The sequence below is a fragment of the Rahnella inusitata genome (assembly GCF_003263515.1).
GTDB classification, from domain to species: Bacteria; Pseudomonadota; Gammaproteobacteria; order Enterobacterales; family Enterobacteriaceae; genus Rahnella; species Rahnella inusitata.
Genome location: NZ_JYDE01000007.1, coordinates 183,874 through 198,190 on the forward strand (window position 1 = coordinate 183,874; position 14,317 = coordinate 198,190).

Annotated in this window: 15 protein-coding genes; all 15 read left to right on the forward strand. The window is 42.0% G+C overall.

Going from position 1 to position 14,317, the window contains the following annotated elements; all coding sequences use genetic code 11:
* The first annotated feature begins 105 nt into the window (after positions 1-105).
* Positions 106-462: a hypothetical protein gene (locus tag TU92_RS05110; RefSeq protein WP_120078184.1), complete on the forward strand. Its 357-nt coding sequence runs from the start codon at positions 106-108 to the stop codon at positions 460-462.
* Between the two features lie 391 nt (positions 463-853).
* Positions 854-1,579 (forward strand): type IV pilus major pilin, encoded by a 726-nt coding sequence (locus TU92_RS05115; RefSeq protein ID WP_167457449.1) that lies wholly within the window; start codon positions 854-856, stop codon positions 1,577-1,579.
* A gap of 39 nt (positions 1,580-1,618) precedes the next feature.
* The gene (locus tag TU92_RS05120; RefSeq protein WP_167457450.1) at positions 1,619-3,268 is read left to right on the forward strand and encodes a type II secretion system protein; all 1,650 of its coding nucleotides are present in this window, start codon (positions 1,619-1,621) and stop codon (positions 3,266-3,268) included.
* A 69-nt stretch (positions 3,269-3,337) separates the two neighbouring features.
* Positions 3,338-3,922, forward strand: coding sequence for a TcpQ domain-containing protein (locus TU92_RS22420; RefSeq protein WP_244207698.1), 585 nt, complete (start codon positions 3,338-3,340; stop codon positions 3,920-3,922).
* A 23-nt stretch (positions 3,923-3,945) separates the two neighbouring features.
* On the forward strand, positions 3,946-5,424 hold the full coding sequence (locus TU92_RS05130) for a type II and III secretion system protein (RefSeq protein ID WP_112164944.1): 1,479 nt from the start codon (positions 3,946-3,948) through the stop codon (positions 5,422-5,424).
* Between the two features lie 5 nt (positions 5,425-5,429).
* The gene (locus TU92_RS05135) at positions 5,430-5,981 is read left to right on the forward strand and encodes a hypothetical protein (RefSeq protein ID WP_112164945.1); all 552 of its coding nucleotides are present in this window, start codon (positions 5,430-5,432) and stop codon (positions 5,979-5,981) included.
* 121 nt (positions 5,982-6,102) lie between these two features.
* On the forward strand, positions 6,103-6,810 hold the full coding sequence (locus TU92_RS05140; RefSeq protein ID WP_167457451.1) for a hypothetical protein: 708 nt from the start codon (positions 6,103-6,105) through the stop codon (positions 6,808-6,810).
* Positions 6,792-7,319: a hypothetical protein gene (locus TU92_RS05145; protein ID WP_112164949.1), complete on the forward strand. Its 528-nt coding sequence runs from the start codon at positions 6,792-6,794 to the stop codon at positions 7,317-7,319. The genes TU92_RS05140 and TU92_RS05145 overlap by 19 nt, the downstream gene beginning before the upstream one ends.
* A 35-nt stretch (positions 7,320-7,354) precedes the next feature.
* The gene (locus tag TU92_RS05150; RefSeq protein WP_274611823.1) at positions 7,355-8,842 is read left to right on the forward strand and encodes an ATPase, T2SS/T4P/T4SS family; all 1,488 of its coding nucleotides are present in this window, start codon (positions 7,355-7,357) and stop codon (positions 8,840-8,842) included.
* Complete coding sequence (locus tag TU92_RS05155) at positions 8,829-9,857, forward strand: type II secretion system F family protein (protein ID WP_112164953.1); 1,029 nt, start codon at positions 8,829-8,831, stop codon at positions 9,855-9,857. Before TU92_RS05150 ends, TU92_RS05155 begins: the two co-directional genes overlap by 14 nt.
* Positions 9,858-9,878: 21 nt before the next feature.
* Positions 9,879-10,850 carry a hypothetical protein gene (locus tag TU92_RS05160; RefSeq protein WP_112164955.1) on the forward strand — a complete coding sequence of 324 codons (972 nt, stop codon included), beginning with the start codon at positions 9,879-9,881 and terminating at the stop codon, positions 10,848-10,850.
* 23 nt (positions 10,851-10,873) lie between these two features.
* Complete coding sequence (locus tag TU92_RS05165; protein WP_112164958.1) at positions 10,874-11,716, forward strand: prepilin peptidase; 843 nt, start codon at positions 10,874-10,876, stop codon at positions 11,714-11,716.
* Positions 11,716-12,459, forward strand: a complete 744-nt coding sequence (locus tag TU92_RS05170) for a M23 family metallopeptidase (protein WP_112164960.1) — start codon at positions 11,716-11,718, stop codon at positions 12,457-12,459. Before TU92_RS05165 ends, TU92_RS05170 begins: the two co-directional genes overlap by 1 nt.
* A gap of 186 nt (positions 12,460-12,645) precedes the next feature.
* A complete protein-coding gene (gene cysM / locus TU92_RS05175) occupies positions 12,646-13,530 on the forward strand; it encodes a cysteine synthase CysM (RefSeq protein WP_112164962.1) in 885 nt (294 codons plus the stop codon).
* Positions 13,531-13,630: 100 nt separating this feature from the next.
* The gene (locus TU92_RS05180; RefSeq protein WP_112164964.1) at positions 13,631-14,314 is read left to right on the forward strand and encodes a response regulator transcription factor; all 684 of its coding nucleotides are present in this window, start codon (positions 13,631-13,633) and stop codon (positions 14,312-14,314) included.
* Positions 14,315-14,317 lie beyond the last annotated feature (3 nt).

Consider the following 14,317-nt stretch of genomic DNA (forward strand, 5'->3'; position numbering starts at 1 on the left):
AAAATAGCTATCTATAATGCGGCCAATAAATCGGATAGCCTATTTATGAATTGAAAAGATTTCTAATCTGACAAATGTCAGGGAGCCGTCACGGATGGGGTTAGTATGAATAAGAGATACTCATTATTGGCATTGTGTCTAATGGTTTTCGCCTCTGTAGGTTGCAGCAATAAAATGCTGCCCGTACAGGAACAGGCTCAGCCAGGACGTGAAGCATGTAATAAAGAATTTGTAGCTTTAGGTAAGCTTGATCCAAATGCTTATGCATTATATGCAAAACAATTTGCTGAAATTAACAAATCCTATGCCACCTTTAAAGCGCAAGGGGATAAAGTTAATAAAGATGCAAAAGAAGTACTTGGACTTGAAATTGACACCAAGCTTCAACTTATTTGCGCAAGAGTGAAAAGCTCTGCATTTAAGAATATGAAGAAACGGTCAGTTGAATTAAACGCTCTATAAAATAGAGTGTTATGTGAAAAGAAGTAATTTCAATAAAATAAATTGTGGTGGTTTATTCGTTTTTTATCATCCTGTTTTATTGTAATGCTTGTGTGTAACTCTCTTGTAGTTGAGTTGGATTCATCTATAAATATATTGTCATTTTCCCACGCGATTCAGGTTGCAGGGTAGGTGAAGTATTATTTTGTACGAAAGTTGTTAGTGTTGTTAGTCTGGACGCCTAGAGCTTATTCATTAAATAAGACAGGTAAGCATTTAATCTCTCTCCTAATGATTATTAGCAGGTAGGGTAAATGCTGGGTGGATTCCTTTAGGAATTGCTTACTGATATTTAATTGGAAATGCAACGGGCAATAATCTCTATTAAATCTTTTAAATTATGGAAAATATAATGAACAAATTTGTTAACAAAATGAAATCCAAGGCAAATAAGACTCTTGCCATGAAAAAACAACGTGGTATGAGCTTGCTGGAAGTTATCATTGTATTGGGCATCATCGGTACCATGGCAGCTGCAGTGGTTATCTTGGCTCAGCGTGCATTCTCAAGTCAGGATATCACCGACCTGGTAGATAACACCAACTCCGTGCGTGTTGCCGCTGGTAATGCTTATCACGACACTGGTATCTATCCAAGTGAAGCAGCAACTGCATTGAACCTGACCCCTGCAAATATGAATGAATCGAAAGGTGATACGGCGCCAATGGCTGCTACATTGGTTCAGTTGGGTCAAGTTAGTGTAAGTGAAATCAAAAATGGTATTTCAGGCGATTTCTTCACAATGAAAGGCGTGAAGGTAACTGGAGATGCAGCAGAGAATTCAACAAAAGGCTTCATTCTTGATGTTAACGGCCTTGACGCTGGTGAATGTCGTAGCCTGCTGACTCAGCTGGGCAACCAATGGGATTATGTAGAAGTTGCAACTGCTGCAGCAGGTGCTGATCCAACTGCCCCAGACACTTTAGATGGCGCAGTTGTAATTACTGCTGCGGGTGGTGGCCCAGTTGGTGTTATGAGAAGCCTGGCAAGTGAAGGTGCTGTAGCAATTACAGCGAGCTCCGCTGCTCAAGCTTGTAGTGAAAACTCTGATAATGCCATTATTTTAGGCAGCAAGTAAGTGTTATATCCCCCTCCCATACGGGAGGGGGCTCAAACTTTGTCTAAAGGTAGATATCAGGTGCGAAAGGGAAATTCTGGTTTTTCACTTCTGGAAGTAATAATCGTTTTGGCATTGATCGGCATGATGTTAGTGATGTTAGCCAATTATAAAAAGAAACAAATTGACGAAGCCGGACGACAGATAACAGCAAATGCAATAGTTCAGGAAATGTATGGTTTCTTAAAGTTTGTTAATGAAGATGAAGTTGCGATGGATAATTCCGCTAAGCCATTAACTAACCCACTCTATACCAAAGATAAAAGCAATATTGATTCATACAAAGATGTTTATTATAAACGTGTGAGCAATACAGGATTACTGGATTCTTTATCAACGACTGACTATTTATCCTGGAAAGGAACTGACTCAAAACGTAAGTATTTTACCCGTAAGGGCTGTGATGGTAGCAGCGCGGATCCAACTCAAGGACAAGTTGATCGAACATTTGAGCAAGATTACATCCGTTGTGAGTTACCTCAAATTGCTGTCAATGGCAATATGAAGTTTGATCGTGTCGATTTAGTGGGCAGTGCGACTGAAAGTCTTGCGATTGAGCGTGTAGATTTTATTGTAAGATTTGTACCAGATGCGAAATCTGAGTACTTATTTTTTGAGAATTACAAACCCGCTTTTGATCAGGCTTTGACAAACTATAAAATAAGTTATAAGCAAGCCGCATTATTGCGTCGCACCAAAGGGGCGACGGATAAAGATTGGAAAATTATCCTGACAAATAAATCGGGAACTGACGCTGCTATTGATTTTGGAACTGTGGCTAGCCACACCAGCGATCTGACTAATTCGCAAAACTATGACTATGCGATTCGATTTAGTTTTGAAACCGGGATTGGAAAATACGCAAAATCTGATGGTTCTACGGGTGTGGACAAGATGTGTTGGAATATGAATACCCGTATGACAGGACCATGCATAGAAGCGAACAATGCGGATCGCCTGCAGATTTACAGTGGCACAGGGAGCACAACGAATAAACCGGGTTTATGTTGGGATTCAAATGAAGGTAAAAGTCTGCCCTGCTTGGCTGTTTCTGAAGGGGATAGTACAGGCGTAAATGGTGATGATCAAACCATGCATCTGACCACTGAGAAAGATAATAAGACGGTTACCGGCACATTAATGGCCAACATTATTGTGGAAAATACAGGAAATGTAGACAGTGACGGTTCTCCAGAATTACTGACTGTACCTGTCATTGAATATCGTGCATTTGGTAATGATTATGATTCTGCTAAAAAAGATACTGACTATACCGGAAATGTCGACAGTGAAAGTGGAACAATGAAGGTCAATGTACAAAAATGCCCGGTTGCGCCTGGTGGTAGAGAAATGTATCCACGACTGGTTGCTGCTATCTCTTCGGTTGCTGCTGATGCCGGTACAGATAGTGATGGTGGTAAAAGTGAAAGTGATTTTTCCAATCAGGCAAAAAATAGAACGGAATTGGGTGTTGTTGGCCGTCTGGCCGGTGTTGCACTCCAGGTTAACTTAAATGGTGATGCGACTAGCTGGACTGTCAGTGCTACGTCCGCTATTTACGATAATACCTCAGGTGATGGTATTAATCTTATTAACTCCAAATCAGTGTCGGTTGTTCTGACTTCTTGGTGCAGTACGATAAAGCAGTGACCATAAATCAAGTTAGTAACAACTGAAATAACTCAGTTTTAAACAGGAATTTAAAAACTAGGAATATTTATGAGCAAAAGGGACGCAAAAATAATACAAAAAGCGATAGGTTACTGTCTGCTATTTCTATCAGTGCCAACTCTAGCAACTGAAGGCGGTTTCACCGAAGCGCAGAGTCGCGACCCCTTTAGCGAAAGCCGTAGCACGAGCGATCGTTCGGAATATCCTTCCGTACTGACAGAACCTGATTTTGAGTCGAGTGTGAATAATATCGTTGCATCGCCTAAACCAACTGTACCAAGTGCTTCACCGAAAAAAGTTACAGAGTTAAAAACGCCAGTACGGCCTGTAGCTTCATCTGCACTGAATACACAAAAATATGCGATGGTGGCACCTACATACCCCACTCGAGCTCTTGTGTTACATGAGAATGTTTTATTAAGCCAGGCGTTAAACCAATGGGCAAAAGACTCTGGGTATAAAATGCTTTGGAATAGTAATAAAGACTACATGATTTATAGCACTATTACCTATACGGGAGCAACTACAGATGATGTTCTCGGTGATTTAGGTAAATTATTCTCTTCCGAGAATTATGGTTTAGTTATAAAACTTTACCAAAAGAATAAAGTGCTACTGGTTGATGAACAATAATATGCGATTTTTATGGAATACTTATGAAAACTAAAATTGGAGTCTACTCACTGCTCTTCATCTTGCAGGGCTGCACGACGATTGACCAAAAATATAATCCAGATACGTTAACTGATTCTAAAGATGGTAAGGTCACGACCACGGATGATGTAAAAACGCGACCATACCAGAAATTTGATACTGCGTTCCTGGGTAAAAAAGTAGACTATAACGCCAAAACTCAGGAGTTATTGGCGAAAAAAGTGAATATTCAATCCTATGAGCAAATGGATTTGAATATGCTGATGAACGCAGTCTCTGAACAGACGGGGATCAGTTTCAGACTTAATTACGCGGCGCCAGGAACCGGAACAGCGAAAGTTGATGCCACCAATGACCCAAGTAAAGATACGCGCAGCGTCAACTTCAATGGTAATTTTGAAGAGTTTATGCGCTATATTTCTGCGCTTTATGACATTAGTGCGACGCTTGATGATAACAATGTCTTAAAACTCGACCTGTACAGTTCATACATTATTAAGATGGACTTCTATGGTGAAGACACCAAATCAGAGTCTAGTTTAGATATTGCGGGTAATGCATCTACATCCAGCGGTGGATTGAAAGGTAAGTCAGAAACTAAGTTTGACTCATCCTACTGGGATGATGTCGATGATATGGCGCAAAAATACATTTCAAGTGGTGTATATACAATCTTCAAAGATGCTTCCATTTTAACATTCTCTGGGCGTCCTTCAGAATATAATGCACTCAATGATGTGTTAAAGAAATATCAAGTTGATAATAATAAACAATTTGTCGTTACCTACAAAATTTATACACTCGACAAATCGAAAATGAAAGAACTTGGTGCTGGTGCGACAATGCAGTACAAAAATGGTGGCACAACATTCAACGTTGATAGCAATAAAATATTGAGCAATATGGAGGGTGGAATGTCGTTTGGCCGCAATTTCTATGCGGGCTCTGGCCATACCTTGAATGTAAGTGCTCAGATGAATGCATTATACGAACTTACAGGTAACAAAGTTATTCAAAGTGGATCTTTTGTCACTCGGAATGGAACGCCTATACCATTAAATATGACTCAGACGCAACACTATGTCTCAGGGCGTACTAAAACAACTAATGATCTGACTTCAACCGAAGACACTTCAGTTGAAACTTCCGAGTTAGTGACGGGTACCAGTTTTATCATTACGCCACGTGTACAAACCGATGGCCGTATTGAGGTAACGAGTGGTTTTACCAAGCGCTATTTAAATGAAATACAAACTTTTGATTCGGTGCAATTGCCTAAAACAACCACGACTGAAATGTATAATACAACAATGGTATCTGCGGGTACTATGTTAATGGTTGGTAAGTATGAGGCACAAGAGTCATCTGATGGTCATAGTTATTTAATGCTCGGTGCCGATGCAACGAATAGTGAATCAAATGTGACGGTAGTTACTGTGGTTGGCATTGATTATTACCGGGCTCCTACTTCAGCTAGGTGATTCTTATGATTAATTATCTTTATGAGCATAATGTCATTACAGGCTTGATTTGGGAGCCGGAAAATACAGAAGGAAATAGCAGGAATTATCAACTGTGGCTAAACAAGGTGCGTCGTACTCACAGTCAACTTGTCTACACCACTTCTGATGGTGGATTGCTTAAAGGATATTCTGAGAAGAAATTGGCTGAATTAGAACCTTTTGCGATCCATGTCAGGAGTGAATTTGGTGATGGTATATATTACTTTACTGCTTCCAAAGAAGTTGATGATGTATATTTTCTTGTCGTCAACGAAGATAGAATCGTGAGTGGCAGTGATAGAATAGTTAAAAAAGAGTTCTTTGATGCTTTGATGCATGACTTTTCTGAAGGAGCTCTTTCTCATTTGAGTGTTAGGGAGTTGCAACGTCCCTGGATAGAGCATATTTCATCTTTATGCGAACAGCGACAAGTTATTATTAAGCGTAAACAAAAGTTATTTATAATAGGTGTCGCCGCTGTCGGGGTATTCTTGCTGGCACTGATGGCGGTGCTGCTTAACATGATGCTATCTTAGGTGATTTATGAACAAGGGATTGTATTTTTGGAAGGGTGGTCTCACTCCCAATAAAAGACAATGGATAATACTGACTATTATAGTTGCGATTGTTCTTGCGTCAGTTTCCGGATGGTATTACATGGTTTATGTACCTCATAAAAAACATGAGGAAGAAGTCCTAAGGAAAAAAAATGAATTACAACAGAATGTTAAGACAGTAAATAGCTTTTATGAAGAGCAATTAAAAGGCGGAAGTATCGAACGTTTTAATTTGCTGCTCAATGAGATTTACAAAAGCCGTACGCTCTTAGCTATGACCGGATATGATGAAAAAGTCATAACGTGCAAAAATAATAGTTGTAACTTTAATTATGAGATATTGAAATCACACGTTTTCAATGTGCAGAAGAAAAATTTCTGGGGCAAAGATTACTCGGCCAGTTTTTCTAATAAAGGGATTAATTTTTCAGGAATCCCGGCTAAGTTAGAGAGTAATAGTATATTAGACAGCTATAAAAGAGGCAAAGATGTATCTATAGCTGATTGTGGGGAATTGTTAAGTTATATTTACGCTTTTAACTCAATTAATGATAAGTCCGATCAGTTGGTTATTGCTAAAGCTCCTGCATCATCAGTACTTGATGTTGAGGAGAAAATAAAAGGCAATAATAAATATTATGGGTTGCTTTTTGGTACCTGGTCTATGAAGGCTAAAAATGACGTTATACATGTCATGAGCATTTTTCAACGTCAGGCATTAAAAAACAGCTTTATTGTTAAAGGTATTGAGCTTAAATCTAAAGCATTGAATATTTCAGGAGGTTTTGTATGCAAAAGTGGAAAATAGTTTTATGGACATTACTGGTTTTAGGCATTACCTCATCTGAAGTGTATGCAGCAGATACGAAGCCCTCAGACAGTACGGCTGCAAAGAATAATACCCAATCCGATGCTCTTCCTGCACCAGTGCAAGATCATATGATTGAGATGATGCAGGATGATTTTACGTTTGAAAATCAAAAGCGTGCATTATCTAATGAATTGGAGCTTGAAAAGATCCGCAGTGAAATCCAAAAAGCGAAAGGGATCACTGAGGTAGCTCCGGTCGTTGAGACTTCAGCCAACAATACTGATGCTAATGAAGGTACCCCTGACGAAGGTAAAATGATTGAAGAAATGCCTTTGCCTAAAGTTTTACTTGTTTCTGATATTGGTGGAGTGTCTCGAGTGGCAATATCCTCTAATAATGTAGTGAAATTAGTTAAAATAAATGAAAAATTCTCAATGGATGGGCATAACTTTATAGTTTTCAATGCTGGTCATAATATGCCTACGATTAAGGAAGTCACCCCGTGATTCTGGATTTTCTTTATCTGACAAGCGACTCCGTTATGGCGGGGGAGTGGCGTTTTGTTGAGTATGAAGAAGATTTGATTACCGGGTCTTTTGATGATAGAGAATATTTACTGACTGTTAAATCATTATCCGACAATCTTCTAACACTCGATAGTGATATTTCTAGGCTGAATTCATTCTACAGTTGTGATATCTGTGGGATTGCTATCATATCAGAAGCTGATTATTACCGCGTGCTTGAGCAAGCGTCTGTTAATAAGAGGAAGTTAAATCTCGCTGATAACAGTGATATTCAAAATGCATTGGAAAGCATTTTACTTAGTGCTGTTAATATGGGTGCCAGTGACCTGCATATTACCCGTAATGATAATATTGCTCAAATAGAGTTACGTGTTAATGGTGTATTGAGTACCTTTATGCAAATGAAGGCAGATAAGTGTGATGAACTTGTATTTGTATTATATAACGTTGAAGCTAGTACTAAAGATACCACCTGGAATCGTGCTATCCCCCAGAGTGCTAACATATTATATACGTTAGGTAATAACAACTATCGCTTCCGTTATGCACATTTCCCAATTTTTGGTGAGACGGCGGGTTGTTATCACGCAGTATTGCGTGTTATTCGTTCAGGAATACAGAAAGCGGCTATCGCCAGTCTGGATAAATTAGGTGTTTCAGATGATGAATTATCCGATCTGAAAAAAATATTAAGTAACCCTTATGGGGCTTATATTATTGCAGGTACCACGGGTTCCGGTAAGTCAACAACGCTAAAAAACTTAATGGAGTGGTTGCAAATCAACCGTTATGACGACAAGGGTTGTTTCCTGACGGTTGAGGATCCCGTGGAGTATCAAATATATGGTGCGAAGCAAAGTTCGGTGTTGAATGCTGAAGGAGGTGGTTTCCATTTAGCTATTAAATCAGCACTGCGCCGTGACCCTGATGTGCTGATGGTGGGGGAAATACGCGACAATATTTCTGCCAATGCTTTGGCTGGCGCTGTAGAGAGTGGTCACTACTGCTTTACAACTGTTCACGCCGGTAACATTGTCTCACTTTTGCAGCGTTTATCTGCTTTGGGTATTACCAGTGATAAATTATCAACACCAGGATTTGTTGCAGGATTGCAGTGTCAGAAATTGATTCCCGTGCTTTGTAATAAATGCAAAATCAGTAAAGAGATAACCATATTAGGAAAAAGTTTCTCAGTATTTACCCGCCACAATTTGGGATGCTCAAATTGTAAGGATACGGGTATTGCTGGCCGTCAGTTGGTATTGGAATATATGCGCCCAGGGTATGAAGAACTTGAGGCTATTTCAAAGCAAGAATGGTTGCGTGTATATACTATTTGGCGTGCTAAGAGAAAGTTGATGCCGTCTCTCTCTGAAGGATTTGAAATAAAGGAGAAGGTCATGGCTAAAGTTTTAGCAGGGCAAGTATGCTCATCATGGTTTGATATGGAATTCGGTGTTTTGGAAAATGAAGCACTGGAGGTGATCCTTGAGAAAATTTAGTAAAGCCAATCGTCTTTATTTGTATCAGTTTTGTGCTGATATGATTAATGCTGAATTGCCACTCTATGAGTCTTTGCTGAAACTGGAAAGCGACGGTAAAACGCTTCTTGGTAAAAGTTTCGTTAAAAAACTGCAGTCATTAATCGGTAAAATGAAGGCGGGTATTTCTATTTCCTCAGTATTTCAGGATTTAGTCCCACAAGATGAACTGAGTGTTATTCATGCTTCTGAACGAAGCGGGGGCCTGGCTGATGGCTTCCTGACTTTAGTGAGTATGATTAAATATAATGAAGTACTACGCAAGCAACTCGTCTCTGCTGTCATATTTCCTATTATCATGACATGTATGGCACTTATTGTGATCACGGGTTATGCATTAAAAGTATTTCCTGCTTTTGAAAAGGTTGTTCCTGTAGTTCACTGGCCGAAAATTACGCAACTGCTGTTTAGTTTTGGTAATGCATTATTCCACGGTCTGTGGTTTATGATATTACTGGGGGGGGTGGCTGTGTTCTTCTTCTTGCGTTTCCTGATGGGTAATTTGACCGGTCCTGTACGTGATAAATATTTTGATAAAGTATTGCTATTCTCAACATTTAAAGAAATAGCGGCGTCAGTATTTTTGAATAACCTGGCCAGGATGTTAAAAAATAACATTCCTATTAATGACAGTTTAAGTATTATCGCTCTAAACTCTAGTCGTTGGCAGAAAAGTCACGTAAATAAAATGTTGAATAAAATGACATCAGGCGCAAATTATGCCGAAGCCCTTAATACCGGACTTTTTGGCGCTGAGGAACTATTGAATATTACCTTGTATTCCAGTTTACCGTCTTTTAATGAGGTTTTATCTGCTGTTTCTGAACGCTCAAGAACGAAGATTCAGGAATATATCAAAAAAATTGCTGGGCTATTAAAGTCATTATCAACCCTTATTCTCGGTGGTTGCGTTATCTGGGTATTTTTGGCGCTGTATGCACTGACTGATGCGCTATCGAAAATGTCGCAGTATTAATTCATTATAAGGAAATTATTTATGAAAAATAACATGTCAGATAAGAATAAAAAATTAATCTCAGCGATAATATCTCTTGTTGTTGGTCTCGGCGTATCAGGTATGAGCCATGCCGGAACCTCAACAGATGCAAAATCGGGCAGTTTCAAATATGTCGTACCTTCCGGTATGTCTAATATGAATGCCTGCCCAGGTCCGTATGAGTCTCTCGCTATAACGACTCAGAATAGAACGAATTATCAGTATGAGTGGTATGGTGATCACGGAAGACCTCTGGCTGTTAACGTGATGTATGTCCTTAATGATAAGAGAGAATACACCGGGAATTTTATCAAGACTGAGACTGACTTATCGCAATACCCAGTCGAAAGAAAAGGTCATAATTCACCCTCAGGCTTAGCAGCACGCATAGCAAATTACCCGGCAGGGGATGTTTCAGGTCCTGTTACGGGAGCGCTGCTCAGAAAGAACGTAGCTCAACAACCTGTTCGTAGTTGGTCGGATACCAAGTCTGACTATCCTTCTCTTGCCAAAAAATATGGGGAAAGTAACCTCAACGTTTTGACAGAAATAACAGAGCATGGTGACGACACCTATATGGATTATATCGACCGCGCCCCTATTACAATGCGTATCCCCATTAGGAATTATAAAATGTTACACATTGAGGTCGTAAGTGGGGCAACTGATTACAATGTTCCGAATTGGTTAAGTAAAATTATGGTTTGGGAAGGTGAGTCAATTTCATCTGAGGATGGTACAAGACTTAAAGTGACCCGGTCTGAGCTTTATAATAAAAAAGATGGCACTACGTTTGGTACCTATAAAGCGATTCCTGGCATGGCTGTAGGATCTACTGTGGATCTACTATCTCTGGATAATATAGCCATACTTGCCAAAGGTGACTTTAATGATGCTATGTATACAAACAGCAGCATGAGTTTTAATAAATTAAAAAATACTAAAACTGGCAAAGATGTGAATTGTCATTAATATGCTAAATTACTGAGGTCGTTGTGGCTGAGTTTATATTATTTTCCAGTTACCCAATACTGGCATTGATTGTTGGGTTAGTTATAGGCAGTTTCCTCAATGTGGTCATTTATCGCCTGCCATTGATGATGCTTGCTCAATATGATGAAGAAAATGAGGGGGCTAAACCAGTGAATCTCTGGTGGCCACCTTCTCATTGCCCGCAATGTGAAAAACCAGTACTGAAACGGGATAATATACCGGTCATCAGTTGGCTTTTGTTAAAAGGGAAATGCCGTTTCTGCGGCAACGGCATTTCCGCACAATATCCGATCACCGAAGCGGTGGTCGGGTTGTGGTTCTTTGTTATGGCTTTTTATTTAGTACCACGTATCAGTGTGACTGAATTTGTGTTTTGCATGGGGTTATTCTGTGTTCTCTATACGCTGGCGGTTATTGACATCAAAACCCTTTATCTGCCTGACCCTCTGGTATACATGTTGCTGTGGGGTGGCGTTCTGGCTTCGGTATTTGGAATTATCCCTGTAAAACCGCAACAGTCTGTTCTGGGAATAGTGGTGTCCTGGGCACTGATGTACACCGTAATGACGCTGTACAAAAAATTTCGTCACCAGGATGGCCTTGGCAACGGTGACGTTAAACTGTACGCGGCAGCATCGGCGTGGTTAGGGTTGGATCTGCTGCCTGAACTGATTTTGATTTCAGCGGTAGTAGGCGGGTTTGTTTATTTCGTCTCATGGGCTTATTACGAAAAGATTTTACGTGTCTCTGAAAGCCCGCTAATTAAAGAGAACAATTACATTCCTTATGGTCCTGCTATTGCAGTAGCCACGTTGATTCTTTTCCATGTGAATATTGTACAGTGATGAAATTAGGGCTGAAGAGTTTATGGATGATTCTGGTCTGTTCTGTATCAGCCTACGGTAGTGTGCAGACGGATAACGTGGACGGTGTATCACCGCTGCGTTATAGCGGCCAGCTTTCTTTCGCCTCACCGCTGCAGGTGCCTTTACGCGTGACGTCCGGCTTTGGGCGCCGCTTTCATCCGGTGACTGCGCGTTTCGCGACGCATAATGGTACCGATTTTGCAGCTCCGCTACATAGCAAGGTGCTGGCAGTTCAGAGCGGGGTGGTGACAAAAGTGGGCAGTGACCCGATTTCGGGGCGCTATCTTGTTGTTACCCATAAAAATGGCTGGGTCAGCAAATATTTGCACCTGAGCGTATTTAACGTTTCTGTCAATCAACCCGTGTCCAAAGGCCAGGTGATTGCATTATCCGGTACCACCGGTAGAACTACCGGACCTCATTTGCATCTGGAGCTCAGTTACAGAGGGCAATCTTTAGATCCCGGTTTGGTATACTTTTCGCCTTCCCGTTACGTTCTGTCGGCGCAGATGCAGATGGTAAAAAAATCAAGGGAGGCAGCTGAACCGGAGGTTTCTCAGGAGGCTCGAATTGTCTTTATCACCCAGAAAGCGGGGGGCCCCGTGATCGGGGTGAAAAAAGGGAAAAAGCTGGTTTTAGTTAATCCCGGAGACAAAGTTTTCAAAGAATTCAGAGTAGTAAATAACGGTAAACGTTACAGCTTACAAAAAATCGGCAATTAACAGGGCGTCGTCTTTCCCCTTTCTGTTTATGGCAAACTAACAATGTTTGCCAATCAATCTTCCTGCTGTTAATTTTTCTTGAGCAGCAGGCTTAAAAAGCGGCCCTGAGGTCGCTTTTTTTACGTCTGAATTCCCTTAATTCCGTATTGGCATCGTCAATAACGCCCTGTCATAAGGCCAGTCCCAGTGAGTACGCTCGAACAATTTATCGGTAACACCCCTCTGGTGAGATTACAGCGCCTGACCAAAGGTCTGGACAGCGAGATTTGGGTTAAGCTGGAAGGCAATAACCCTGCCGGCTCGGTAAAAGATCGCGCAGCGCTGTTCATGATTGAGCAGGCGGAAAAGCGCGGAGAAATCCACCCCGGCGATACGCTCATTGAAGCCACCAGTGGAAACACGGGTATTGCGCTGGCAATGATTGCTGCGCTGAAGGGCTACAAGCTGAAATTGCTGATGCCGGAAAACATGAGCCTCGAACGTCAGGCTTCAATGCGGGCTTACGGCGCAGAGCTGCTGTTGGTTAGCCGCGCGCAGGGTATGGAAGGCGCACGTGATCTGGCGCTGGACATGGAAAAGGAGGGACAGGGAAAAGTGCTGGATCAGTTCAATAACCCGGACAATCCCCTCGCTCATTTCACCACCACAGGCCCGGAAATCTGGCAGCAGACCCAGGGGCGGATCACGCATTTTGTATCCAGTATGGGCACAACGGGTACCATTACCGGCGTCAGCCGTTATTTGCGCAGCCAGAATGCGGGCGTCACCATTGTCGGCCTGCAACCTTCTGAAGGCAGCAGCATTCCGGGGATCCGCCGCTGGCCACAGGAATATCTGCCGGGTATTTTCAAACCTGAACTGGTCGATGACGTCATGGACATGGGCCAGACGGAAGCTGAAGACACCATGCGTGCGCTGGCGCGTGAAGAAGGTATCTTCTGCGGCGTCAGCTCCGGCGGTGCCGTGGCGGGTGCATTACGTGTGGCAAAAAGCCACCCAGGCAGCGTTGTCGTTGCGATCGTTTGTGATCGTGGCGATCGCTATCTGTCGACTGGCGTTTTTGATCTCTGATCCTATATTCATCACTAGAATGTAAAATTAGAGTAAAAGCGGCTGCGCATTGCATGCTTAGTGGTAAAAATGACCAGAATTTTAGCCAGGCGGAATAATAATGAAAATTTTGTTAGTCGATGACGATCTCGAGTTAGGCACCATGCTCAGCGAATACCTGATTGCCGAAGGCTTTGACGCCTCACTGGTGCTGACCGGGAAAGCGGGGGTGGAAGGCGCCATGTCTGGCGAATACACCGCAATGATCCTCGACATTATGTTACCTGACATGAGCGGTATTGATGTGCTACGCCAGGTGCGTAAAAACAGCCGTCTGCCGATCATCATGCTGACCGCCAAAGGCGACAACATCGATCGCGTGATTGGTCTGGAAATGGGCGCGGATGATTACATGCCAAAACCGTGTTATCCGCGTGAACTGGTGGCCCGCCTGCGTGCTGTGCTGCGTCGTGTGGAAGAGCAGCAGGAATCACACTCAGATTCCTCATCGGTCAACTACGGCGATCTGACGCTCAATCCTGCCACCCGCAGCAGCGAATGGCGCGGTGTGCCTTTCGATCTGACCGCTTCCGAATTCAACTTGCTTGAACTGCTCTTACGTTCCCCGGAGCGTGTTGTTTCCAAAGATGAATTGTCCGAGAAAGGTCTGGGACGCCCACGTGAAGCATACGACCGCAGCATTGACGTGCATATCAGTAATATTCGTCAAAAACTGGGATCACTGGACGGTGGCGATATTCTGACTATTGAGACGGTGCGCAGTATTGGTTACCGGATCCGATAAACG

Excerpts from the sequence above, each read along its gene's own strand:
- TU92_RS05110 (WP_120078184.1), top strand. The coding sequence starts at position 106 with ATGAATAAGAGATACTCATTATTGGCATTGTGTCTAATGGTTTTCGCC.
- TU92_RS05115 (WP_167457449.1), top strand. The coding sequence starts at position 854 with ATGAACAAATTTGTTAACAAAATGAAATCCAAGGCAAATAAGACTCTT.
- TU92_RS22420 (WP_244207698.1), top strand. The coding sequence starts at position 3,338 with ATGAGCAAAAGGGACGCAAAAATAATACAAAAAGCGATAGGTTACTGT.
- TU92_RS05130 (WP_112164944.1), top strand. The coding sequence starts at position 3,946 with ATGAAAACTAAAATTGGAGTCTACTCACTGCTCTTCATCTTGCAGGGC.
- TU92_RS05135 (WP_112164945.1), top strand. The coding sequence starts at position 5,430 with ATGATTAATTATCTTTATGAGCATAATGTCATTACAGGCTTGATTTGG.
- TU92_RS05140 (WP_167457451.1), top strand. The coding sequence starts at position 6,103 with ATGGTTTATGTACCTCATAAAAAACATGAGGAAGAAGTCCTAAGGAAA.
- TU92_RS05145 (WP_112164949.1), top strand. The coding sequence starts at position 6,792 with ATGCAAAAGTGGAAAATAGTTTTATGGACATTACTGGTTTTAGGCATT.
- TU92_RS05150 (WP_274611823.1), top strand. The coding sequence starts at position 7,355 with ATGGCGGGGGAGTGGCGTTTTGTTGAGTATGAAGAAGATTTGATTACC.
- TU92_RS05160 (WP_112164955.1), top strand. The coding sequence starts at position 9,879 with ATGAAAAATAACATGTCAGATAAGAATAAAAAATTAATCTCAGCGATA.
- TU92_RS05170 (WP_112164960.1), top strand. The coding sequence starts at position 11,716 with ATGAAATTAGGGCTGAAGAGTTTATGGATGATTCTGGTCTGTTCTGTA.
- TU92_RS05180 (WP_112164964.1), top strand. The coding sequence starts at position 13,631 with ATGAAAATTTTGTTAGTCGATGACGATCTCGAGTTAGGCACCATGCTC.